17 protein-coding genes and 1 tRNA gene are annotated in these 25,474 nt (G+C 48.9%); 15 read left to right on the top strand and 3 right to left on the bottom strand.

Annotated features, from left to right (window positions below; all coding sequences use genetic code 11):
* Nucleotides 1-80 precede the first annotated feature (80 nt).
* The 14 genes from rbfA to EOJ37_RS00250 all read left to right on the top strand — a co-directional run bounded on the left by rbfA (nt 81) and on the right by EOJ37_RS00250 (nt 17,387).
* Entirely contained in the window at nt 81-491 is a 411-nt protein-coding gene (gene rbfA, locus EOJ37_RS00315; RefSeq protein WP_127956489.1) for a 30S ribosome-binding factor RbfA, read from the top strand.
* Nucleotides 491-1,429, top strand: a complete 939-nt coding sequence (truB, locus tag EOJ37_RS00310) for a tRNA pseudouridine(55) synthase TruB (RefSeq protein WP_127956487.1) — start codon at nt 491-493, stop codon at nt 1,427-1,429. Before rbfA ends, truB begins: the two co-directional genes overlap by 1 nt.
* Nucleotides 1,430-1,633: 204 nt before the next feature.
* Nucleotides 1,634-1,903: a 30S ribosomal protein S15 gene (gene rpsO / locus EOJ37_RS00305; RefSeq protein WP_127956485.1), complete on the top strand. Its 270-nt coding sequence runs from the start codon at nt 1,634-1,636 to the stop codon at nt 1,901-1,903.
* Nucleotides 1,904-2,274: 371 nt separating this feature from the next.
* Nucleotides 2,275-4,386 (top strand): polyribonucleotide nucleotidyltransferase, encoded by a 2,112-nt coding sequence (gene pnp, locus EOJ37_RS00300; RefSeq protein ID WP_127956483.1) that lies wholly within the window; start codon nt 2,275-2,277, stop codon nt 4,384-4,386.
* 128 nt (nt 4,387-4,514) lie between these two features.
* A complete protein-coding gene (nlpI, locus tag EOJ37_RS00295) occupies nt 4,515-5,399 on the top strand; it encodes a lipoprotein NlpI (protein WP_127956481.1) in 885 nt (294 codons plus the stop codon).
* Nucleotides 5,400-5,681: 282 nt separating this feature from the next.
* Nucleotides 5,682-5,762 carry a protein YrbN gene (gene yrbN, locus EOJ37_RS14990; protein WP_127956565.1) on the top strand — a complete coding sequence of 27 codons (81 nt, stop codon included), beginning with the start codon at nt 5,682-5,684 and terminating at the stop codon, nt 5,760-5,762.
* Entirely contained in the window at nt 5,752-7,602 is a 1,851-nt protein-coding gene (locus tag EOJ37_RS00285) for a DEAD/DEAH family ATP-dependent RNA helicase (protein ID WP_127956479.1), read from the top strand. The genes yrbN and EOJ37_RS00285 overlap by 11 nt, the downstream gene beginning before the upstream one ends.
* A 965-nt stretch (nt 7,603-8,567) precedes the next feature.
* Complete coding sequence (gene xerD, locus EOJ37_RS00280) at nt 8,568-9,467, top strand: site-specific tyrosine recombinase XerD (protein ID WP_127956476.1); 900 nt, start codon at nt 8,568-8,570, stop codon at nt 9,465-9,467.
* Nucleotides 9,468-9,494: 27 nt separating this feature from the next.
* Nucleotides 9,495-10,208 carry a bifunctional protein-disulfide isomerase/oxidoreductase DsbC gene (gene dsbC, locus EOJ37_RS00275; protein ID WP_127956475.1) on the top strand — a complete coding sequence of 238 codons (714 nt, stop codon included), beginning with the start codon at nt 9,495-9,497 and terminating at the stop codon, nt 10,206-10,208.
* A 6-nt stretch (nt 10,209-10,214) separates the two neighbouring features.
* Nucleotides 10,215-11,948 (top strand): single-stranded-DNA-specific exonuclease RecJ, encoded by a 1,734-nt coding sequence (recJ, locus tag EOJ37_RS00270; protein ID WP_127956473.1) that lies wholly within the window; start codon nt 10,215-10,217, stop codon nt 11,946-11,948.
* Nucleotides 11,949-12,009: 61 nt separating this feature from the next.
* On the top strand, nt 12,010-13,308 hold the full coding sequence (locus EOJ37_RS00265; RefSeq protein ID WP_127956471.1) for a CYTH domain-containing protein: 1,299 nt from the start codon (nt 12,010-12,012) through the stop codon (nt 13,306-13,308).
* Between the two features lie 23 nt (nt 13,309-13,331).
* The gene (gene glnE, locus EOJ37_RS00260; RefSeq protein ID WP_127956468.1) at nt 13,332-16,166 is read left to right on the top strand and encodes a bifunctional [glutamate--ammonia ligase]-adenylyl-L-tyrosine phosphorylase/[glutamate--ammonia-ligase] adenylyltransferase; all 2,835 of its coding nucleotides are present in this window, start codon (nt 13,332-13,334) and stop codon (nt 16,164-16,166) included.
* A 405-nt stretch (nt 16,167-16,571) separates the two neighbouring features.
* The gene (gene cspE / locus EOJ37_RS00255; RefSeq protein ID WP_127956466.1) at nt 16,572-16,781 is read left to right on the top strand and encodes a transcription antiterminator/RNA stability regulator CspE; all 210 of its coding nucleotides are present in this window, start codon (nt 16,572-16,574) and stop codon (nt 16,779-16,781) included.
* 531 nt (nt 16,782-17,312) lie between these two features.
* Nucleotides 17,313-17,387, top strand: a tRNA-Arg gene (locus EOJ37_RS00250).
* Nucleotides 17,388-17,697: 310 nt separating this feature from the next.
* Here EOJ37_RS00250 and EOJ37_RS00245 read toward each other — a convergent pair.
* The 3 genes from EOJ37_RS00245 to ygfK form a co-directional block, all read right to left on the bottom strand.
* A complete protein-coding gene (locus EOJ37_RS00245) occupies nt 17,698-19,071 on the bottom strand; it encodes a nucleobase:cation symporter-2 family protein (protein WP_240651640.1) in 1,374 nt (457 codons plus the stop codon).
* Between the two features lie 139 nt (nt 19,072-19,210).
* A complete protein-coding gene (gene ssnA, locus EOJ37_RS00240; protein WP_127956464.1) occupies nt 19,211-20,539 on the bottom strand; it encodes a putative aminohydrolase SsnA in 1,329 nt (442 codons plus the stop codon).
* Nucleotides 20,540-20,542: 3 nt separating this feature from the next.
* Nucleotides 20,543-23,650 carry a putative selenate reductase subunit YgfK gene (gene ygfK / locus EOJ37_RS00235; protein ID WP_127956462.1) on the bottom strand — a complete coding sequence of 1,036 codons (3,108 nt, stop codon included), beginning with the start codon at nt 23,648-23,650 and terminating at the stop codon, nt 20,543-20,545.
* Between the two features lie 948 nt (nt 23,651-24,598).
* Here ygfK and EOJ37_RS00230 point away from each other — a divergent pair.
* Nucleotides 24,599-25,423 (top strand): XdhC family protein, encoded by an 825-nt coding sequence (locus EOJ37_RS00230; protein WP_127956460.1) that lies wholly within the window; start codon nt 24,599-24,601, stop codon nt 25,421-25,423.
* Nucleotides 25,424-25,474 lie beyond the last annotated feature (51 nt).

Below are 25,474 nucleotides of genomic sequence, written 5' to 3'. Positions count from 1 at the left end.
CTTGGCCAGCTTTAGATGCTGAGTCATGATAACGCTAAATAGGGGGCCAAGGCCCCCTGATTTTTCTGGAGGTTTTGCTTATGCCAAAAGAATTCAGCCGCAGCCAGCGTGTGGCACAAGAGATGCAGAAAGAGATCGCGATTATTTTGCAGCGTGAGATCAAAGATCCCCGTATTGGCATGACTACTGTTTCTGGGGTTGAACTATCGCGTGATCTGGCCTATGCCAAAGTTTATGTCACCTTCCTGAACGTGTTGACCGAGAATGCTGATGCTGATTTCATCACCAATGGTATTAAGGCATTACAGGATGCAGCGGGTTATATTCGTCTGCTATTGGGTAAAGCGATGCGCTTGCGGGTTGTGCCAGAATTGACTTTCGCCTATGACAACTCATTGGTAGAAGGAATGCGGATGTCCAATCTAGTGACCAATGTCGTTAAACACGATGAGGCACTGCGTGGTAAATCAGGTGATGACGAGGAGGCTTAATGAGTCGTCCACGCCGCCGTGGTCGTGATGTTCACGGGGTCTTGTTACTCGACAAACCACAAGGGTTATCGTCGAACGATGCGCTACAAAAAGTGAAACGGATCTACCAGGCAAATCGCGCCGGACACACAGGTGCGCTTGATCCGTTGGCAACAGGTATGTTGCCGATCTGCTTGGGTGAAGCAACTAAATTTTCTCAATATTTGCTTGATGGTGACAAACGTTACCGTGTGATTGCTCGTCTGGGTGAACGGACAGATACCTCCGATTCTGAGGGACAGTTGATCCAGCGACGCGCAGTCACTTTTAGCCAGGCAGAACTGGATGTTGCGCTTGATACTTTTCGTGGCGATATTCAGCAAGTGCCGTCGATGTATTCTGCACTGAAATACCAAGGCAGGAAACTGTACGAGTATGCACGCCAAGGTATCGAGGTACCGCGTGAGGCACGCAATATCAGCGTTTATCAATTGCAGTTTATTCGTTGGCAATGTGATGAACTGGAACTGGAGATCCACTGTTCTAAGGGCACCTATATTCGTACCATTATTGATGATCTTGGTGAGCGGTTAGGGTGCGGTGCGCACGTGATCTATCTGCGCCGGTTGCAGGTTGCTGACTACCCAATGGCACGCATGGTCACGCTGGAGTCTTTGGCAGCGTTGCAGGCCGACGAGGAAGGGAACGTCGGGCTTGAGCAACTGGACGCATTGCTGCTGCCGATGGATAGCCCGGCAGCACACTTCCCAGAGGTCAATTTGCTTCCTAGTGTGGCAGCTTACGTTAAGCATGGGCAAGGGGTGCAAGTAGCGCGAGCCCCGGCTTCCGGCTTAGTGCGGATGACTGAGGGTGAACAGCGACAATTCATCGGTATCGGTGAAATCGGCGATGATGGTCGGGTAATGCCACGTCGATTAGTGGTAGAGCACGCCCCCTAACTGGGTTGGATAGAGTTCAAATTGGTCGTTGGCTTGAACGGTTGGTTAGTTCGCGGTAGAATGCTCCGTTGTTTTGATGGCGATTGGTGATTAGGTTAAAGAACCCATTGTCAACAACGGTAACTGGTTTCAGTTGCTGAAAAGTCGGGTTGCTGAATTAGAGATTGGCACCCTTGTTTATTATCGATAATTTGGAGTATGACAATGTCTCTAAGTGTTGAAGCTAAGGCCAAAATTCTGGCTGATTTTGGTCGCGGTGCCAATGACAGTGGTTCTCCTGAAGTTCAGGTTGCCCTGCTCACTGCACAGATTAACCATCTGCAAGGTCACTTTGCCGAGCACAAGAAGGATCACCACAGCCGTCGTGGTCTGCTGCGTATGGTTTCTCAGCGTCGTAAACTTCTCGACTACTTGAAAGGCAAAGATGTAGCACGCTACGCCAGCCTGATCGAGCGTCTTGGTCTGCGTCGTTAAGCAAAACAGTTTCAGTGGAAAGGGGCCAACAGGCCCCTTTCTTCTATATTTTTAGTGGTTGGATTAGTGACAGAGACTTTGGTGGTTTTTACCAGCACAGGTTCTTACTGGCGGAGTGTTTGGTGATTCTGGACACTAATCTGATCTGCGGTTAAGCCATTGGGCAGATAACCGCAGAACTAAATGAATGTGTTATGGGTTCTTCCGTTGCAGGGTTTCGCGCGGCTAATGAGAGACTTTCTCTGGCTGACATCAGTGTTATCTGGATAAAGCTTGTCATTAGCCGCGAGGCTGTAGTGCGAAGGCGAGTTGAGTCAATCGCGTACTTGGTGGCAATCCACTGGATACGCAGTCAATGAAAGGATTAAATTTTGCTGACACCGATTATTCGTAAATTTCAGTATGGTCAACACACCGTTACGCTCGAAACGGGCATGATCGCACGTCAGGCCACTGCGGCCGTGATGGTGAGCATGGATGACACTGCAGTGTTCGTCACTGTGGTTGGTCAGAAAAAGGCTAAGCCGGGGCAGGATTTTTTCCCGCTTACAGTTAATTATCAAGAACGCTCTTATGCGGCAGGTCGTATTCCAGGTAGTTTCTTCCGTCGCGAAGGGCGTCCAAGTGAAGGTGAGACGCTGATTTCACGTCTGATTGACCGTCCAATCCGCCCACTGTTTGCCGATGGTTTCCTGAACGAAGTTCAGGTGATTGCAACAGTGGTTTCAGTAAACCCGCAAGTTAACCCTGATATTGTGGCGATGATTGGTGCCTCAGCGGCATTAAGCCTATCTGGGATCCCGTTCAATGGTCCGATTGGTGCAGCGCGTGTTGGTTATATCAATGATCAATACGTATTGAACCCTACCATCGATGAACTAAAACAAAGCCGTCTTGATCTGGTTGTTGCTGGTACTGCTGGTGCTGTTTTGATGGTGGAATCGGAAGCGGATGTGCTGAGCGAAGACCAGATGCTAGGTGCAGTGGTGTTTGGCCATGAGCAGCAGCAGGTGGTGATTGAAAATATTAATGCCCTGGTGCTTGAAGCCGGTAAACCGCGCTGGGATTGGCAGCCAGCACCTGTTAATCAGGCGCTACATGCAAAAGTGGCCGAGTTGTCTGAAAGCCGTTTGGGTGATGCTTATCGTATTATTGAGAAGCAAGAACGTTATGCTCAGATTGATGCGATCAAAGAGAGCGTAGTTGCAGCACTGTTGGCAGCAGATGAAACACTGGATGCTGGCGAGTTGCAGGATATCCTCGCGAGTGTTGAGAAAAATGTGGTACGTAGCCGCGTGTTGCGTGGCGAATTGCGTATCGACGGTCGTGAAAAAGATATGGTGCGTGGCCTCGATGTACGCACGGGTGTATTGCCACGTACTCACGGTTCGGCACTGTTTACCCGTGGTGAGACTCAAGCACTGGTCACAGCGACATTAGGTACTGCACGTGATGCACAGAATATCGATGAACTGACGGGTGAAAAAACCGACAGTTTCTTGTTCCACTACAATTTCCCGCCATATTCAGTGGGTGAAACCGGCATGGTGGGTTCACCCAAGCGACGTGAGATTGGTCACGGCCGGCTGGCAAAACGTGGCGTATTGGCGATGATGCCTAAGCTGGAAGATTTTCCGTACACAGTACGTGTTGTGTCTGAAATCACCGAATCGAACGGCTCCTCTTCAATGGCCTCGGTCTGTGGTGCCTCTTTGGCACTGATGGATGCGGGCGTACCGATCAAAGCTGCGGTAGCAGGTATTGCGATGGGTCTGGTGAAAGAGGGTGACAATTTTGTTGTTCTGTCAGACATTTTAGGTGATGAGGATCACCTTGGTGATATGGACTTCAAAGTTGCAGGAAGCCGTGAAGGTATCACTGCGCTGCAAATGGACATCAAAATCGAAGGCATCACCCGTGAAATCATGCAGGTAGCATTGAATCAGGCTAAGGGTGCCCGTCTACATATCCTTGGTGTGATGGAACAGGCAATCAGCACCCCACGTGGTGATATTTCTGAATTTGCACCTCGTATCCATACCATCAAGATCAGTCCGGACAAGATCAAAGATGTGATCGGTAAAGGCGGTTCAGTGATCCGTGCGTTAACTGAAGAGACCGGCACCACGATTGAAATTGAAGATGATGGTACGGTGAAAATTGCTGCGACTGATGGTGAGAAGGCGAAGTTTGCTATCCGCCGTATCGAAGAGATCACCAGTGATATCGAAGTGGGTCGCATCTACCAAGGTAAAGTGACGCGTATCGTTGATTTTGGTGCTTTCGTTGCCGTCGGTGGTGGTAAAGAAGGGTTGGTTCACATTTCACAAATTGCTGATAAACGAGTGGAAAAAGTGACTGACTATCTGCAAATGGGGCAGGAAGTTTCGGTAAAAGTGATGGAAGTTGATCGTCAAGGGCGCGTGCGCTTGAGTATCAAAGAAGCGACCAGCACTGAAGCACCAGCCGCTTCAGCGGAGTAAGCGTTGTAGCGAAAAATTTACAGCTCCCCGCAGTAACCTGGGGGAGCTGTTTTTGTCACAACAAGGTTCGTGAATTGACCGGCGGAGGACTAGACTGTTTATCTCACGTTTGTCTTCAGGAGCGAGAAATGATGCAGTGGTTACGCTGGTGTTGTACTCTGGTAGCCTTGATGTTGGTCGGGTGTAGCCAAGTAGAACAGCGTAAAGATGAGGCTCTTGCTACCCCTTTGCAGGCTAGCCAGCAGCAGCAACTGTTACTGGTGAGGCTAGAGCAGATACTTTCCAGTCAGTCACTTACCGATGATGAGCGCGCACAGCTTTTATATGAACGCGCTGTGCTGTATGATAGCGCCGGATTGCCGATATTGGCGCGTAGCGATTTTGTTCATGCGCTGGCAATACGTCCTGATATGCCGGAGGTTTTTAACTATTTAGGTATTTATTTAACGCAGGCAGGCAACTTTGATGCTGCCTATGAGGCGTTTAATTCTGTATTAGAGCTTGATCCAACTTATAGTTACGCGCTTTTAAACCGGGGCATCGCGCTGTATTATGGCCGCCGTTTCCTGTTAGCGCAGGGTGATCTGCAGGCGTTTTATAGAGACAACCCAAACGACCCTTTCCGTTCGTTATGGCTTTATTTAGTGGAGCGTGAAATTGAGCCACAGATGGCTAAAGTCGCGCTAGAACAGCGTTATAACAAGGCGGAGAAGGGGCAGTGGGGATGGAATATTGTCGAATTCTACTTGGGGAAGATCAGCGAAAAAACGTTGATGGATTACCTAAAGGCGGATGCAACGGACAACACTTCGCTCGCTGAGCATCTCAGTGAAACTGACTTCTATTTAGGTAAACACTACCTAGGTCTGGGGGACAAGAACACCGCTTCGGCGCTGTTCAAACTGACGGTTGCTAACAATGTTCATCACTTTGTTGAGCACCGCTATGCATTGTTGGAATTGGCTCTTTTGAGTCAAACACAAGACGACTTATCGGAATTGAACCAGCAATAGCTGACGAACACTAACACCTGATTGATTTCAGCGGAAAACAAGTAGGCAACTTAAACATGCGAGGCATCTCGAACAGCCCTAGGCTGTTAAAGACACCGGCCTGTATTGCCTGCACGTTGGCGTTATCACCAGACATTGGATGAACGTTAATGTGACTGTGACTGCTTGGAGGATAGTAGGTTATCAGCCTGAATACTTTGGTTTTTTGCCAATTTATCGCCTCGGCAGGTGAGGGCTTTTTGTTCGTTTTATAAACTAATTTGAGCCGGTTCACACTTTTCAATGAAAATGACTGAAAATTTTCTCGACGAGTTATGTAGACTGGCTGCCATTATCAATGAGACATGTGTACATGACGACTGAGTTTGAAACCTCTTTTGCTGAACTGGGGCTATCTGCTCCAATTATTGCCGCTTTGACCGATTTAGGTTACGAAAAGCCTTCACCAATCCAGGCACAGTGCATTCCTTTGCTGTTACAAGGCCGAGATGTGCTCGGAATGGCACAGACCGGCAGTGGTAAAACTGCGGCGTTCTCGCTGCCGTTGTTACATAACCTGGATGTCACCGTAAAAGCACCACAAATTTTGGTGCTGGCACCGACCCGTGAGTTAGCGGTGCAGGTGGCCGAAGCGATGACAGATTTTTCCAAACATATGCATGGCGTCAATGTGGTTGCGCTCTATGGCGGCCAGCGCTACGACGTGCAATTACGCGCACTGCGCCAAGGGCCACAAATTGTGGTCGGAACGCCAGGGCGTCTGCTGGACCACCTCAAGCGCGGAACGTTGAACCTCTCGAGCCTGAAAGGTCTGGTGCTGGATGAAGCAGATGAAATGTTGCGGATGGGCTTTATTGAAGACGTAGAGACCATCATGGCGGAAATCCCAGCAGAACACCAAACTGCGCTGTTCTCTGCCACTATGCCAGAGGCGATTCGCCGTATTACACGCCGTTTTATGAAAGAGCCGCAGGAAATTCGTATTCAATCTAGCGTGACTACGCGACCAGATATCAGCCAGAGTTACTGGACTGTGTATGGGATGCGTAAAAATGAGGCGCTAGTGCGTTTCCTTGAAGCAGAAGATTTTGACGCAGCAATTATTTTTGTGCGTACCAAAAATGCCACGCTGGAAGTGGCAGAAGCGCTGGAGCGTAGCGGTTACAACAGCGCGGCACTGAATGGTGATATGAACCAAGCACTGCGTGAGCAAACACTTGAACGCTTGAAGGATGGACGATTAGACATTCTGATCGCTACCGATGTTGCGGCACGTGGTTTGGACGTGGAACGTATCAGTCTCGTAGTGAATTATGATATTCCAATGGACTCAGAATCTTACGTTCACCGCATCGGTCGTACCGGTCGTGCTGGCCGTGCTGGGCGAGCGTTGTTGTTTGTTGAAAACCGTGAGCGTCGCTTGTTGCGTAATATCGAACGCACCATGAAGCTGACTATTCCGGAAGTAGAGTTACCGAATGCTGAGTTGTTGGGTAAGCGCCGGCTGGAGAAATTTGCCGCGAAAGTACAACAACAGTTAGAAAGTAGCGATCTTGATCTCTACCGTGGATTACTGGCTAAGTTACAGCCGGAACAAGAGCTAGAGATGGAAACTTTGGCGGCGGCATTGTTGAAAATGGCACAGGGTGAGCGCCCTCTGATCCTGCCACCAGAGCCGGTAGCCAAGCCGCGTCCGCGTCGTGAATTCAATGATCGTGATGATCGTCGTCGTGAGCCGCGTGAAGGTGGTGATCGTCCTCGTCGCGAGCGGCGTGATGTTGGAGAAATGCAACTTTACCGTATCGAAGTGGGTCGTGATGACGGTGTTGAAGTGCGCCATATTGTTGGTGCGATTGCGAATGAAGGTGACATTAGTAGCCGTTACATCGGTAATATCAAATTGTTTGCCTCGCACTCAACCATCGAACTGCCGAAAGGGATGCCAACTGAAATCTTGAACCACTTCACTCGCACCCGAATTCTGAATAAGCCAATGGCAATGCAGTTGTTGGGTGATGTGCAGCCGCGTGAGCGCCGTGATGGTGGCTCGGGTGATCGCCGTAGTGGACCTCGTCGCAGTTTTAACGAGCGTCGGGAGCAGGGTAATAGCAGTAATGAGCGTCGTGGTGGCAATGTTAACCGTGAATCGCGGCGTGATGGAGCACCTGCAGGAGCACCGCGTCGTCGGTTCGGCGATGCTTAATCACTTACTGATGTTGTGATTCGTTGTGGGCGGGTTTATCCGCCCACAATGCTATCTGCGGTTATGTTTGGCTGTAGTTGGAAAACAGTCTGTTATAACAGGGGATGTTAGCCAGGCAGTCACCGACATAGGTACCTGGATTGCGCTGAACAGAGTGATTGTTTGATGTGCTTTGGCGGTGTTCAGATAATAAAAAAAGATATAAAACAATAGTATTAATAAATTAATGATTAACTATTGAGCTATAGAGGCGAAAAGGTGTAAGGTAGAGCCCTGGTGTGAGAAGGTGGTGAAGAGTTAATACCAAAAAAAAGATGAAGGTGCAGTGGCAGTCATTCGCATTGTGACGCTCACTGTAAGCACCCTCACCGACTCCAGATATTGCTCTTCACCGTAAGATCCGAGCATTCTTATTTATAGTAGTTATATAAAATCAACCAAAATATCTTGTGTATTCTGAGATTCGAGCTATACTATGGTATAGATACAGTTTCCCTGGTGTTGGCCAATCTGGCAACCTGACCCAACGGGTCAGGTTTTTTTTTATCTTTGGCTGATGTGCAGAACAATACATCGTTATTATGAATTAAGATAGTTGTACTTAAGTCTGGGTTTAACCTAGACTTTTGTCGGCGATATTATGAGCTACAGCCAAGAACCCTACCTATTGCGAGTTATTAATGGCTTTTTTGCCAGTATTAATTTCTGATTTTTTCAAAAAAACCATACTTTGAACTAATGATATCCTGATTCATGGTGTGTTAGCCTGGTCGGTAAATTGGCCCATTATCGTCAGAATCACCAGACTAAGGATAGTCGAGTGCTTGGTTGTGACAGCTGGTTACGTGGTGACATAGAATAATGCATCGATAATTCACAATTACTGTTGGTGAATCCAATGCTACCGCTGAATCTGGATACCTTATCCTATCAACCTGCCATCCCCCTAACTGAGAGAGTCGCGTGTGCAACGACAAGATAGTGCGCTGATTGAGCAATTCCTTGATGCGCTCTGGCTGGAGCGTAATCTGGCAGAAAATACCTTGTCCTCCTACCGCCTTGATTTACAGGGTTTATCGACATGGCTGGTGCAACGGAATAGCAGTTTATTGCGAGCCGAATCGCTAGATTTACAAGGCTTTCTTGCTGAACGGCTAGAACGTGGTTATAAAGCTAGCAGCTCAGCAAGATTATTGAGTGTGATGCGTAGCTTCTATCAATACCTTAATATCGAGCAGTTGCGTCAGGATGATCCCAGTGCGCTGCTGGCATCGCCTAAGTTGCCGTTGCGGATACCTAAAGATCTCAGTGAAACACAGGTAGAGGCTCTGCTGCAGGCACCGAGTGTCGAACAGCCAGTAGAGTTACGTGATAAAGCGATGCTTGAGTTGTTATACGCAACGGGATTGCGCGTTTCGGAACTGGTTGGCTTGAGCTTAAGTGATGTCAGTTTGCGTCAAGGCGTAGTACGGGTTATCGGTAAGGGCAATAAGGAGCGTTTGGTGCCGATAGGCGAAGAGGCGCGTCACTGGCTGGAACATTATCTAGAATATGGTCGCCCTTGGATTGTCAATCGACACGCTATTGATGTGTTGTTCCCTAGTATCCGCTGTCAACAGATGACTCGACAGACTTTCTGGCACCGAATCAAGCATTATGCCACACTGGCCGGTATTGATAGCCACCGGCTGTCGCCACATGTGTTGCGCCATGCTTTTGCGACTCATTTATTAAACCACGGCGCAGATTTACGCGTTGTGCAACTACTGTTAGGGCATAGTGATCTCTCCACGACACAAATTTATACCCATGTCGCCACAGAGCGACTTAAACAATTACATCAACAACATCACCCGCGTGCCTAACGCGCTAAGATCATAAGGATCGTCGTAATGAAAAAATTCTTTATGCTGTGCTCTCTTCTGGTTGCTTCGGTTGCCAATGCAGCTCCAGCAAGTCATCAGCAGATTGAGAAAGCGCTAAAAAACTTAGGCATCGAACAAGCGGAGATTCAGCCAGCACCGATTGCCGGTTTAAAGACGGTTATTGCTCCGAGCATGGTACTGTACGTTTCGGAGGATGGTAAGTATGTGCTACAAGGGCCGCTCTACGACATCAGCCAAGAGCAGCCACTCAATGTCACCAACCAGTTACTTGTTACACGCTTGGAAAGCCTGAAGCATCAGATGATCATTTTTAAAGCGCCACAAGAGAAGCATATTGTCACCGTCTTTACTGACATCACCTGCGGCTACTGCCATAAGTTACATAACCAGATGGCGGAATATAATGCTTTGGGTATCACCATCCGTTATCTGGCTTTCCCTCGTCAGGGTATGGAAGCAGACTCGGCACGTGATATGAAGTCGATTTGGTGCAACAGCAACAGAAACAAAGTATTCAATAGCGCGATGAAGGGCAATCGCGTGCCTATGGTCAGTTGTGATATCGACATTAGTCAACATTATCAGCTGGGTGTTCAATTTGGTGTGAAAGGCACGCCGGCCATTATACTGGCCAACGGTGTTGTCATCCCCGGCTATCAGGAGCCAGCCCAGTTGTCTGAATTGCTGGAGTCATTTGTTACACAGGCAGCGAAGAAATAGAACGTGGTGAGTAGAAAAATTCAGTTACGTCGGCGCATAGCACCGGCAGAGACTCAGTTACCTGCTCATTTGCCGCCGTTGTTGCGTCACCTTTATGCGCTGCGTGGTGTTCAAATGGAACAGGAGTTGGAGCGTAGCGTAAAAGGGATGCTACCTTGGCAGCAGCTACAGGGTATTGATGCTGCGGTGACACTACTACAGCAAGCGTTGGCAGAACAACGCCGCATCATCGTGGTTGGCGATTTTGATGCTGATGGCGCGACCAGTACCGCAGTGATGATGTTGGCACTACGTCTGATGGGAGCCAGTACTGTTGATTATCTGGTACCTAACCGCTTTGAAGAGGGTTATGGCTTAAGTGTCGAGGTAGTAGAACAGGCTGCTGCGCGTGGTGCAGAGTTGATTGTTACTGTCGATAATGGCATCTCTTCTCATGCCGGAGTCAGTGCAGCACAGGCGAAAGGAATCAAAGTGTTGATCACCGATCATCATCTGCCCGGGGAAACATTACCGAGTGCCGAGGCGATGGTTAACCCTAACTTACCGGGTTGCTCCTTCGCTTCGAAAGCATTAGCGGGTGTTGGCGTAGCGTTCTACCTGATGTTGGCACTGCGCGCACGGTTGCGTGACATCGGTTGGTTCGAACAGCGGGCGCTGGCGATCCCCAATCTGGCAGAGCTGCTTGATTTGGTAGCATTAGGTACCGTTGCTGATGTGGTGCCGCTTGATGCTAACAACCGTATTTTAGTCTATCAGGGGTTAAATCGTATCCGTGCTGGCAAGTGTCGACCAGGCATCAGAGCATTACTGGAAGTGGCAAAACGCGAGATGAGCCAGTTAACAGCCAGTGATCTCGGTTTTGCACTTGGCCCACGCTTGAATGCTGCGGGCCGTTTGGATGATATGTCGATTGGCGTCACACTGTTGCTCTGCGACGATGTACAGCAGGCACGTATGTTAGCGCATGATCTTGATGCACTTAATCAGACACGACGTGAAATTGAACAGGAGATGCAAGTTGAAGCACTGGCATTGTGTGATCAACTCGAACATTCTGATAAACAGTTACCTTATGGGATCGCGATCTACCATCCACAATGGCATCAAGGTGTGGTGGGAATTCTCGCCTCACGGATTAAAGAGCGTTTCCATCGCCCGGTGATTGCCTTTGCTCCTGCGGGAGAAGGGTTATTGAAGGGCTCTGGTCGTTCAGTGGCGGGATTACATATGCGCGATCTGCTGGAACGGTTAGATACCTTGCACCCTGGCTTGATACACAAGTTTGGCGGCCATGCGATGGCGGCGGGATTGGTACTGGAAGAGTCACGCTTTGATCAGTTTCGTCACCATTTTGCTGAGTTGGTCACTGAGTGGCTTGATCCAGCGTTGCTGGAAGGTGTGGTTTGGTCTGATGGTGAGTTAACCAGCACAGAGTTAACCTTGAACACCGCCGAATTGCTGCGCGAAGCCGGGCCTTGGGGACAGGCATTTCCAGAACCGATCTTCGATGGACAATTTCGTATTCTGCAGCAGCGTTTGCTGGCAGAGAAGCACCTTAAGTTACTGCTCGAACCTTTATCCGGTGGTGCATTGCTTGATGGCATTGCTTTTAATGTTGATGCCACACAGTGGCCTGATAATAGTATCAAACAGGTCACGCTTGCCTATAAACTGGATGTAAATCAGTTCCGTGGGCAGCGTAACCTACAATTACTGATCCAGCATCTTTGGCCCTGCTGACAGCCACTTTGAGCATGCTGGTTTCACAAGGGAAACTTTCCAGGTCTATCGGGAACAGATTATGAGCGTTGAAATAGAGCTTAAATTTATCGTTTCTGCTGCAACTGTTGCCACGTTGCCACAACGAATTGCCATCTGGCCTCACCGCTACTCTGCGGCGCAGAAATTAACCAACATCTACTTCGAAAGTGCAGATCACTACCTGCGGATGCACCACATGGCGTTACGTATTCGTGGTACAGGGCAACATTATGAAATGACAATAAAAACATCCGGCTCAGTGGTGGCTGGAGTGCATCAACGGCCGGAATATAACGTCGTACTTAGCCAACCGGAACTCGATTTGGCCAAATTCCCTGCCGATATCTGGCCAGAAGGGTGCCAGCCACAGCAGCTACAAGCACAACTACAGCCGCGTTTCAGCACTAACTTCAGCCGCGAAAAATGGCTAGTCACCTTTGGCAGTAGCCAGATCGAAGTCGCCCTGGATTTAGGTGAGGTCTCTGCTGGAGAACGGCAGGAACCCATTTGTGAACTGGAGTTAGAGCTGACAGAGGGTAATGTTGCAGATTTACTGGCTTTCGCCGGTCACTTAGCACAGTTTGGTGGCTTACGACAAAGTAGCCTCAGCAAAGCAGCGCGTGGTTATCGGTTGGCACAAGGGGACGAGAGCCTGACCTTACGACCTTTGAATAGCTTGCAAGTTGCAGCCAAAAGCAGTGTTGAGCAGGGAATGATCGCAGCTTTTGAGTGGGCGTTAAGCCACTGGCAGTATCATGAAGAGCTGTGGTTGCAGGGGCAAGTGCGAGCCAAGGGTTCTGTGCAGCAAGCGGTAGCGTTGATCCGACAAATTCTGGTGACTTTTGGTGGCCTAATACCACGTCGTGCCAGTTGCGATTTGCGTGCACAGCTCACCACGCTGGAACCGTTACTGCAAGTACATGACACCGAACCGCAGCAACTCTGCTACAGCACCGAGTATCTGCATACCAAGCTGTTGCTCACCTCTTGGCTGCTCACCACTGCCTGGCGGCCGTTTATCGAAGATAAGGCAAAAACCAAGTTAAACAGTTCATTCAAGCGGTTCTGTGACATTATGCTAAGCCGTTGCTCATCAGAACTGAAAAGTACATTTGGCCATCCACTCAATCAGCAACAATATCAACAGCAATTACCGCGCCTAGAGCGTCTGTTGTTATCACTGTTAATGCTTTCTGGTGCTTACCCCGAGAGCCTAACCGCGCCTTACCTTGAAGGCTGGCGTCAATTACAGCTTGCCATTACCACGCAGCATCAGAGCGAGTGGGAAACCAGACGCAGACAGGCATTACGTACACCGTTTTGGCTACATAGCACCTAGAACACGCAGTTAAGGAGAACATCATGTGGTCACTGCCAACCTTGCTACAGCAACAGATCCAAACTTTGGCACAGCGCTTTCAGTCGATGTCGTCTGCCTACTGCCCGCTGAGTGCCGAACAGTTGACGCTGCTGGCATCGAGTGATTTTATTGCTGATAGCCTATGGAAACACAGCGACTGGTTTAGCGAGCTGTCTCAACCGATCGTTGCTGATCAGTACCTGCAACAGTTAAGGCAACTATTGCTATCGATTGACGATGAATTGCAACTGATGCAGACATTGCGGCTATTTCGTCACCGGCAGTTGGTACGCATTGCTTGGGCACAAGCAGAACAGAGCACGAGCACGACTGAAACACTCTATCAGCTCAGCACGCTGGCTGAAGCGTTGATTGTCGCTGCTCGTGATTGGTTGTACCAACGCTGCTGCCTTGAATGGGGCACCCCCTGCAACAGTGAGGGAGCAGCGCAACCATTGTTGATTCTGGGTATGGGAAAGTTGGGTGGTAAAGAACTGAATTTTTCTTCTGATATCGATCTGATTTTTGTCTATCCAGAAAATGGCTACACCCAAGGTGGTCGGCGGCAATTGGATAATGGTCAGTTCTTTACCCGCCTGGGGCAACGGCTGATTAAGGTTCTCGATCAGCAGACAATTGATGGTTTTGTCTACCGTGTTGATATGCGCTTGAGACCATTTGGCGATAGTGGACCCCTGGTAATGAGTTTTGCCGCACTGGAGGATTATTATCAGGAACAGGGACGTGACTGGGAACGCTATGCCATGGTGAAAGCGCGCTTAATGGGGAGTGCTGACGATAGCTACAGTCAGGAACTGCGCGACACGCTGCGGCCATTTATCTTCCGTCGTTATATCGATTTTAGTGTTATTCAGTCGCTGCGTAACATGAAAAGCATGATTGCGCGAGAAGTGCGTCGACGAGGCCTCAGTGACAACATCAAACTGGGGGCAGGCGGTATTCGCGAAATTGAATTTATTGCTCAGGTGTTCCAACTGATCCGTGGAGGACGTGAGCCAAGTTTACAAGGGCATTCACTACTGCCCACACTTGATGCGGTTGAGCAATTGGGATTATTGACGGCGGAGCAGGTTGAGCAGTTAACCAATAGCTACCTTTTTCTACGTCGTCTCGAAAATCTGTTACAAGCGATAGCCGATCAGCAAACGCAAACGCTGCCGGACAACCTGCTAGACCAAGCGCGATTGGTGTGGGGAATGCGGTTGCCAGATTGGTCAACGCTAACGACCACATTAAACCGGCATATGCAACAAGTACGTGCGGTATTTGAACAGTTAATCGGCGATGACAGCCCGGAGTCAGCCGAAGATCCTCATGCACAGCATTACCACAGTTTGTGGCTGGATGCACTGGAACAGAATGAATTAGCGCCATTGACGCCACACTTATCACCAGACGCTCGTCAACAACTGCTAGCGAACCTTATGCAGTTACGCCACGATCTTGATAAACGCACTATCGGCCCACGAGGCCGAGAAGTGCTGGATCAGTTAATGCCTCGGTTATTGGCTCAGGTGTGTCCGCATCCTGATGCCCCGAAGTTACTGCCGCGCTTAGCACAACTGTTACTGAGTATTGTCACCCGCACCACCTACCTAGAGTTATTAGTTGAGAATCAAGCAGCGTTGGAACAGTTGATCCGTCTGTGTGCGGCCTCACCGATGATCGCCAACCAACTGGCACGTTACCCGCTGTTATTGGACGAACTGCTTGATAGCGCTACACTCTACCAGCCGGTGCCGTTGGCAGCGTATCGTAGTGAATTACGTCAATACTGCTTACGCGTGCCGCAAGAGGATGAGGAACAGCAGTTAGAAGCCTTGCGGCAGTTCAAACAGGCTCAGCAGTTACGCATCGCGGCAGCAGACATTGCTGGAGTGCTGCCTGTAATGAAAGTCAGTGATCATTTAACTTATCTGGCAGAGGCGATCATTGATGCGGTGATACAGCAGGCGTGGCATGACATGGTGAAACGTTATGGAGAGCCAGGCCATTTACATCAGCGTGAGGGGTATGGGTTTGCCGTGATAGGTTACGGCAAATTGGGCGGCTGGGAACTGGGCTACAGCTCAGATCTCGATCTGGTTTTTTTACACGATTGCCCAGCAGACGTGATGACGACCGGCAAACGCGTGATCGACGGCCGTCAATTCTACCTGCGTTTGGCTCAGCGAGTGATCCACCTGTTTAGCACCCGCACATCGTCTGGCATTTTGTACGAAGTTGACGCTCGCCTACGCCCATCGGGGGCGGCGGGGATGTTGGTCAGCACGCTCGCAGCGTTTGCTGAATATCAGCAACAGGAAGCATGGACCTGGGAACACCAGGCACTGGTACGGGCGCGCATGGTATATGGCGATCCTGGGTTACAGCAGCAATTTTTAGCTATCCGTCAGCAGATCTTGTGTCAAACACGCAAACATGAAGAGTTGAAAAAGCAAGTGTATGAGATGCGAGAGAAAATGTATCAGCATCTTGCCAATAAACAGCCAGATCAGTTTGACATTAAAACCGATGCAGGTGGCATCACTGATATTGAATTTATCGCACAATATTTGGTGTTGCGTTACGCCGCCAGTGAACCTAGGCTGACCTATTGGTCTGATAATGTACGCATTTTTGAATTGATGGCCAAGCACGGCATTATGCCTGGCGAAGAGGCTCAGGCATTGACCGAGGCTTATATCACCATGCGTGATGAAATTCACCATTTAGCGCTCCAGGAGCACTCCAGTAAAGTCAGTGCGGAAAGCTTGCTGCCACAGCGTCAGCAGGTGACAGCCAGTTGGGAAAAGTGGTTAAAAACAGACTGCTAAATGAGTCACACAGAGCGACGGCAGTACCGACAATCTCCCCTGCGGCGTTACTGAAAGCAGCCATAACCCGCTTTGTTATCGGTGCTAATTTGCTGAGTGATTTATCAACAGCGATTTACTGATGCAACTGGTAAAGGCTATTTAGTCATGATTGTTGACAGCCAGCACCAATTTACACGCTGGTTTGCGAATTTTTTCATTTTTTATTGATTTTATGTGCGGTTGCTGTGGACAAAATCCGTTCTAATTGCTGTACTGTGTGCGACATATGTACCCGGGGCTGTTCAAGATGCTCTCAAGCTGAAATGCAGTCACTTTCTGGTTGTTATTGATGCTCTGATTGTTCATCAGCGAGCTGATCTGGGTATGTGTTGTGTCTTACATTCACGTTAAAGGTTAAGTTTGATGTCAAAGATTAAAGGTAGCGTTAAGTGGTTTAATGAGTCCAAAGGTTTCGGTTTCATTACTCCAGAAGATGGTAGCAAGGACGTTTTTGTGCACTTTTCTGCCATTAATAGTAACGGTTTCAAAACACTCGCAGAAGGTCAGCGTGTAGAGTTTGAAATCACTAGTGGCGCGAAAGGGCCATCTGCTGCCAACGTTATCGCTATTTAAGCTGCAGTAGGTACTTTTTTAGACTCCATTCGATAAGAGTGACACCATTGGCTAAGGAACTGCTTTTTCCTTAGCCTCTGAGGTCGATTGACCTGGTCGGTAATATTCATGTTGTCGCATCAGAACACCCACCTGTTTTCAGAACATTTTCTCTCCTTTTCTCTTCACTAACCAAATTTTGTTATGCCACTCACTACTTCTCCCAGTTAGCTGTGTTTTAATCGCCGGTTTGCCATTGCACAACGCGGTGAAATGCGAACCGATTGCAGTGAGCCTCGCGGTTTTCAGCCAGCGATTTGTCTCCAGACTGAAGCCATCTACGCGACCGATAGGCGTTGGTGTCAAACGAGCACTTATTACACAACAATTAGCCAATATGCATCACTCAGCAGACTGCGCAATCTGGCTTGCCAGCAAGAGTGGCATTACCGTGTAAGTAAATTGATTGAGACAGTGTGTGGTGATTGATAAACATTGAAGAACTACGGTAGGATAGCCACGTTTTACAACGTTGAGTTTGTCTCGCTGACTGTCCCCTTAGTTCAATGGATATAACAAGCCCCTCCTAAGGGCTAGTTGCAGGTTCGATTCCTGCAGGGGACGCCATTAATTCTATTTAATTTCATTGCGTTAACTTCATTCTGTTAACTAAATGCCTGGTGTTATTGATGTGTATTTAGTGACATGTCGCGATTGCTGCTTTTTCCGGGCACAAGGCTGTGTGGTCTGATATTGCAGGCGTCAGCGCACAACACAGAGGGATGGGAAGACGCGCATTGTGTGCTGTGATGCTGCACATAACAAACAGCCCAACACAAAACCGCAGGCTGTAACACCTTACCTCAGCATGATAGACCAGACTGATGGTGTTACAGCCAGTTTGAGCTCACGTTATGTTATGAGTGCCTAAATGCGATTACTCCAGTTTGCACTCCTCACATCCGGGTATCGGTTCCGGAATATTCTTCTTGTTATCACGATTGAGCAGTAGGTTAGCGATAATCGCAACCGCTGTACCAATAGTGATGCCACTATGCAAGAACATCCCGACAGTGGAGGGTACTTGATGGAACAGTTGCGGTACCAATACCGGCAACATACCGACACCGAGTGTTAGAGCAACCACCATCGGGTTATTGTTATTTTGGTAATCGACTTTTGCCAAGGTACGAATACCGGCAACGGCGACCATACCGAACATCACCAGCCCGGCACCACCCAATACGGGTTTAGGTACCATCACCACCAGAGAAGCCAGTTTCGGGAACAGCCCCAGTGTGATCAAGATGCAACCGGCAGCGGCAACGATAAAGCGACTGCGTACACCGGTCATACTGACCAAGCCAACGTTTTGTGCAAAGGCGGCATAAGGGAACAGATTGAAGAAACCTGCAATCACCGTGGCACTACCATCAGCGAACATCCCGCGTTTCAAGGTGTCTCGGTCTGCTTTACGGCCACAAATTTCGCCAACGGCCATCATGCATGACATAGTTTCCACAGTGACCACCGTCATCACCATGCATAACAGCACAGCGGGTAGCAGGTGAAATTCAGGTGGAACGAAGCGGAAGGGTATTGGATAGGAAAACCAGCCGGTACTGTAGAGTAGATCGGTATTCAGTCCATAAATAATGCCGTAGGCAACTGAACCAACAACGATACCAATCAGCACCGCCAGATTCTTCCACATACCTTGTGCAAAGATGTAGATAGCAATAATAACAAACAGGGTAAAGGCACCCATGGTAATGGCACGCAAGTTACCAAAGTCTGCCATTTTTGCATCACCACCCCCAATCCAGCCACCAGCAACAGGCATAATCGATAAGCCGACCAGCGTGATGATGGATCCCATGACCACTTTCGGGAAGAAACGTACTAGTCGACACAGTAACGGCGCACAAAGAATGGTAAATATCCCTGACACAATAACTGCACCTGAAATGCCTCCCATGCCATATTGTTGTCCTATTAATACCATGGGGACTACAGCGGCAAAAGTACAGCCTTGTACGATCGGTAAGCGCGAACCAACGACATTACGGATACCGACGGATTGCAATATGGTGCCAATCCCACAGATGCAGAGATCGGCACTAATCAGGAAAATAATCTGTTGTTCGGTGAACCCAACGGCTTTACCAATAATCAGTGGTACAGCAACTGATCCAGCATACATGACGAGAACATGTTGCAGGCCATAAAGTATTAGTTTACCCAGTGGAAGTACTTCATCGACAGGATGCACACTCCCCCGCGACTCTTCTATATCTAGCGTTGAATTCAAATCTGTTTCGGTAAGTTTTGCAGTATTCACATTATCTCCTTACTACGACTCGGCACAGACTGACGTCTGGCAGCTACGACTCGAGAACGGCCAGAGGCCGTTCCCCTGCAGGTGATTCACTGCACAGCGTGAAAGGTAATCAAGGCAGAGCGTCCATACGCTGCCACAACTGTTTGGATACCTTGCGTGCTTCGCGATAAATTGCATCAACATCAAAGGCAAACTCACGGTTGTCATACACCAGAGCACCATTCACCATCACGCTGTTGACACTGCTTGCTCCCAGGCCAAAGGCGATGTGACCAGCGATATTGTCTGCCACCAGTGGTGTTGGTGCATCGTAATCACAGATTGTCAGGTCAGCCTTGTAACCGGCAGCAATTTGCCCAAAGCGCGCGTTGAAGTTGCGTTCCAGCAACACATTGCCATTCTGGAGGAAACGCGCGAAGCTATCTGGCCACATTGGCCCACCAGCATCACGATGTTTAAAGAAGGCAAAACGCAGCTCTTCCCACATGTCACTGCCAATGCCATCAGTGCCGAGGGCGAGGTTGCGGTACTGTGGCAACTTGTGGTTGTAACCCACATGGTTATTCATGTTGGAACGGGCGTTATGTACCAAGAACGCATTGTGATGATTGATAATTTCAACATCACGATCAGAGAGATAGAGACCATGAGCGATCAATGTTTTCTCGTTGATCAAATTGAATTTATCGAGGCGTTCCATCAAATCAAGGCTGTATTTGTCATGGCTGAACGAAACATCGTAGAGATCTTCCGCAGCATGGATATGCAACCCTCGACCGGTGCTTTGCATTGCCTCTGCCAGCATTGATAAACCCGCATCAGGCACAGTAAATGGTGCGTGAGCACCGATGTGCGCTTCGACCAGATAGGGCTCTGCACCTTTACGTTTGGCGCTGTCGATTTGGTTGGCAAAGGCAATATTCTCTTCAACACCCGCCTGTAGCTCTTTCAAACCCTGATTACGATCTGTGGTCTCAAAGCAGGTCATGCCGCGTAAACCGACCTTAATAAAACCACGCCGTAAGGTATCCAGTGAACCTTTGATGTAATTCGGAGAAGCATGATGATCAATCACCGCAGTACAACCACTTCTCACTGCTTCAATCGAGCAGATCAACCCGCTGTAGTAGAGTGACTCCTCATCAAGAGCACGATCTAAACGCCACCAGAGATTTTTCAGCGTCGAGATAAAGTCTGGGCAAGGCTTGATGTTGGCAAGAATGCCGCGTGCCAGCCCAGAGTAAAAATGGTTGTGAGAACAGACGATGCCAGGCATCACCAATTTATTGTGCATATCCCGGATGGATGCATTCGGATAGATAGCACTCAGATCCTCTCCAACCGCTTTGATTTCTGTGCCCTCAATGGCGATATCCTGATGCTCTACCAACAGAGCAGGGGATAGTTGTGCCAGAGTGACATTTTTCAAAATCAGCATGACCTACTCCTCCACTGGACCTAACAGATAGCTATGACGCTCAATCACCTGATTGATGATCCGGCACATATCACTCAATGCTGCAGGTGCATCTTCCAGGAGGCCTTTGCTACTCAATGCGAGCTGGAACTTCTCACCCTGCTGGCGCACCCAAACTTCTTTGCCTTGGATAAAGAAACCAGGGTTAGTGCTGTTGTCAAAATCTTGCGGCAGGTTGAAGATGGTGACTTTGTCTTTGTAAGGACGGCCCTGCCACGGGCAGAACTGCGCACAGTTTCCACACTCATTACAGTAAGCATCAATGTGTAGCGTTTGACTACGGTCATGGAAGCCCGGTACCGGTATGGTGATGTTGGCCCGGTTCGGACAGACGTCAACACACTTGCTACAGACGTAGTTACACTCCAGGCAGCGCTTCGCTTCTTGCACCACGAACTCTTCCCGCTGTTGCTTATCTACCATCTGCACATGGATCGCACCTTTACGGCTGTACACATCTTCGGTGGCGACTTGCGAGCGGTACTGTTCTCCGGCACGGCTCTCTTTGCTTTCACGCAGCAAAATGGTATCTGCAGCACGACGGGCATCGCCGATTGCCGCCACGATAGAGGACGGGCCACTCTGTACATCACCAATCAGGAACACATTGCTACGTGCTGTCTCCCCAGTGGTGTGATCCACTTGTGGCCAGCCATCTTCACCGACAGGAACACCCATTGCGGCCAGGACGCTACCATCAGGTTGTTCGCCAATTGCTGTGATCAGGCTGTCAATCGGCAGGGTAACCACTTCGTTTGTGGCGACGGGCTGGCGGCGTCCTTTGGCATCAGGCTCACCTAATGTCATGACACGAGCGGTCAGCGTACCGTTAGCATCGAAACGCTCAGGGTTGGTGAGGAAACGGAACTGAACATTATCCTCGACTGCTTCCAAATACTCTTCACGGTAGGCTGGCATCTCTTTGATGCTACGGCGATAAATTACCGTAACGGTACGCACTCCAGGAACACGCAGCGCAGCGCGCGCGCAGTCCATCGCGGTGTTACCCGCACCGATGACCGCGACATTTTTGCCCATTTCCAAGGTTTGGCCTTGATTGAAACGGCGCAGGAAATCAAACGATTTGTAGATATTGCGGTTATCACCCTCTAAACGCAGCCCACTGTTCTTGTCCGCACCGATGCCGACACAAACATAGTGGAAGCCTTGCTGTTGCAGTTGGTCTACTGTGAGTGTTGGGCTACAGCCGTACTCAAACTTCACGCCATGTGCAGCGACAAAATCGATATCGTGCTGGATGGTCTCAGCCGGGATACGAAACTGAGGAATGATGTTTTTCACCACACCACCTGCATTTGGCTCACGCTCAAATATGGTCACTGGGTGGCCGGCGCGTGCCAAGAAATACCCCGCAGAAAGTCCAGCGGGACCGGCACCGATCACGGCCACCGGATGCTTATCGCCACTGCCAGCAGGTTTGTGCCAACGCTGCTTGTATTCGTCCCAACCTTTTTCCAGTGCGACTTTTTTCAACTCACGGATATCCAGCGCTTTCTCATAGTCCAGACGGGTACAGTTGTATTGGCATTGGTGATCACAGATATGGCCAGTGATTGCCGGCAGTGCGTTACGCTGATAGATCACTTCCAGTGCATCAGCATAGCGTTGTTGCCCCAGTAACCGGATATATTCTGGAATGTCCTGCTTAATTGCACAGGCACTAATACAGGGCGCAACATAGCAGTCGATCATCGGCAGTGGGCCGCCAGCGTCGATCTCATCTTCAGATTTCCACTCTTTCTGGGTGTAGCTCATGGTCAACGCTTGTTGTGCCAACTGTTCCAGTTTCGCTACATCGATATTGCCCATCTGCCAACTGTCTGAGTTGTCTAACTCTTCAATACAGCGAGTTTGGCGCATATAACCACCAGGCTTGAGCATATCTGTTGCCATAGTGATTGGGCGGATACCGGTCTCAAAGATTTGACGAATATTGAACAGGCTGGCACCACCAGAGTAGGAGATTGGTAGTTTGCCGCTGAACTCTTGTGACAACACCAACGCTACGTTAATCGAGAGTGGGAACAGGGCGCGCCCAGACATATACATCTCATTACCCGGCAGACGTCCTTTATGATTACCGGTGCCTAATGTGTTGGTGAGCTTGACGCCAAACTTGAGCTGACGTTTCTCAGCGACATCCAGCAGACGGCGCAGCATCGCTTTCGCCTGTTCCAGTTTAAGGTCATGATCGAAAGACTCTTCTTTCAGATCAACGTAGTCAAAGCCACAGTGATCCAGAATCTCACGCGCACGCTGGAAACCGAGCAGGGTTGGATTGAGTTTTACAAAGGTATGCAGACCTTTCTCTTCCAGCATGTAGCGGCAGATGTTCTCAATTTCATTCGGTGGGCAGCCATGCATGGTGGAAAGGGTTAGGCCATGCACCATCTGAGCGGGAACATTATCCGGTAATGACAATAAGCGTTGTGCGCGTGACTCCAGCTTCAGTGACTGTAACAGTTCACGATTTTGGACAAATTCACGCAGTGTCTCGCTATAGTGAGCAAAGTCAGGGTGACAAGAGGAGTCCATCATATCATCGATGAACGTCTGCATTGGCGGTTCAAGAATGCCTTTCAGATCATAGCCAACACTCATATTGAAAATAAAAGATTTTGCTTCGCCAGGTGTGCGGGGATCAAATATCTCTTCCAGAAGATAGAGGCAGAACCAGGCTTTCAGATATTCGTCATAGGCTTTTTTAAGGGTAAATTCGGTCGACCACTCGGTATTGAAAGCTTCATCTTCAGCGTCAATACAGGGTTTTTCTATCTCCAACCGATCCATGATCTGCACAGTTTTCAATTCGATAAAACGGCCACCGGTTAACCAGGCCGTGATGATGTTCTGTGCGAGCTGAGTGTGCGGGCCAGCGGCAGGACCAACAGGGGTTTCACACTCTTCATTGAATACTTTGATTTTTTTGTTGTTGGTTTTGCGATAAAACTGCTTTTCTGGAATGCCAAAAATGGACTGGCTCTCCTTATACTCACTGAACATTCGATTCAGGAGTTCGCCGAATGGAATGGGACGCATGATGTCTCCCATATTAATCTCCTCGCGTTAGATAGTTAAAATAGACACATAGCCAACTGTAGATAAGATACTGATCGGTTTTATCGGCAATGTTTTTGCGTTACGGGCCTGTTGATACGGGTTTTACTGATTTTTAAACAGCAAGTTTTAGGCCAATCTCTCATCGCTGTAATTTGGTGTTGTAATTTCGTGAGGTACTTCTGGTTATTAAACAGAACAAGTTGGAATAGTGGGTAAATAAATGAGAATACGCATCATTACTGTAATGTTCTATGACTATCTTCAGGTGTAAGTGTGAGCGTTTTTTAATTTCTACGCTGGATTATTATGGCGCTTGATAATTTCGCTTAATAATGTTGATGATGAATAGAGGATGGTTTTAACTCGCCGAGCTAACCAAATGATATTTATTTTAAATTAATCCAACCTAACTGTTATATAAATCTGTTTTCTGATCGTGGCGGTTATTGTTTTTGCTGAATGACAAACTGCCGTTTTCTCTCAAATTAAGAGATGAGCTATCACAATGATAAAGTGAATTGATAACGGCAACAGAGAAGTTGTTGGCTTAAGTGGCATGGTTCGCATAGATGTGTAAATAGGTGTGAGCTGGCTAAAAAATATTGATCATGCTCCCTTATTTCTGGCATTGATTTGGCGATTATGTGGCGGTTTTAAGCGTGTAATGATTGGTAAGGGTATGAAAATTGCATTATTTACCATGTAATTATAGCACTGCGATGATCTGAATATGTGATGGCGGAGCAATATCATTGTACGGTTCACTTAGCCACTTCACTGGGTGTGATTTGGCGTGTCTCGGTGGGCTATTTTAGTTGCCATGCGCTCCCGGGCGGTTGGGCGGCAATTGGCAGCATCACAGTTTCAGTATCGATCTCAGTCGGTTGAGTTATCTGTAGGTAGTTTAGACCGTGGAACAACAATAGGATGGAGAGCGTGATGAGTCTATTTTCGGTGGCTGCAAGGCTAGAAGCACAGAACCAACCCTTCGCAATTGCACAGATTACCGAGTGCCGAGGTTCTACGGCGCGTCATTCCGGGCAGATGTTAATTGCGGCTGATGGTAGCACCACGGGCACGATTGGTGGTGGCATGATGGAGCGCCGGGTGATTGAACAGGCATTGGAAGCGTTGCAGCAGCAACAATCACGTATGTTTTATGGACGGATGACTCACGAAGGGCCTGATGCTGTTGGTTCTGATTGTGGCGGTGCGATGTCGGTTTTCATCAGCGTTTATGGTATTCGGCCTCGGCTGATTTTGCTCGGTGGTGGGCATGTTAATCAGGCGATGGCTTATGCGGCAGCTCCACTGGGGTTTGTTATTTATGTGGTTGATACCTACGCGCCAAATCTTGAGCCACACCTTTTCCCTGCTGGAACGGTATTGAACCAAGCCAACAGTTACACTGATGCTATCAGGCAACTGCCACTGGATCACAACAGCTATGTTGTGATCGCCACCAATAGCCAGGATCGTGAGGCACTGGATGAAATCATAAACTATCCGGTCGGGTATTTAGGCTTGCTGGCAAGCAGACGTAAAGCGCAGAAATTTGTGCGCGCCTTGCAGCAGCAAGGTGTCAGTGATGAACAGTTAACCCGCTTGCGTTCGCCAATCGGTTTTTCGATTGGTGCCGAGACTCCAGCTGAGATCGCAATCAGTGTTCTGGCGGAAATTCTGCAGGTCAAGAATAACGCCAGTGGTGTACTGATGCATAACAAAGCCAACAGCAATACGCCTGATCTGGCGGCTGTGCTGTGACCTGTTGGGTTAGCCACGATGCGGAATAAGTAGATGTGCTGTTAATTCAGT

Origin of the sequence: Serratia microhaemolytica (assembly GCF_004011885.1) — a bacterium.
In the GTDB taxonomy this organism is placed as follows: Bacteria; Pseudomonadota; Gammaproteobacteria; order Enterobacterales; family Enterobacteriaceae; genus Serratia_G; species Serratia_G microhaemolytica.
Note: the sequence above shows the minus strand (reverse complement) of the source record. Positions and strands in the feature narration are given on the sequence as shown.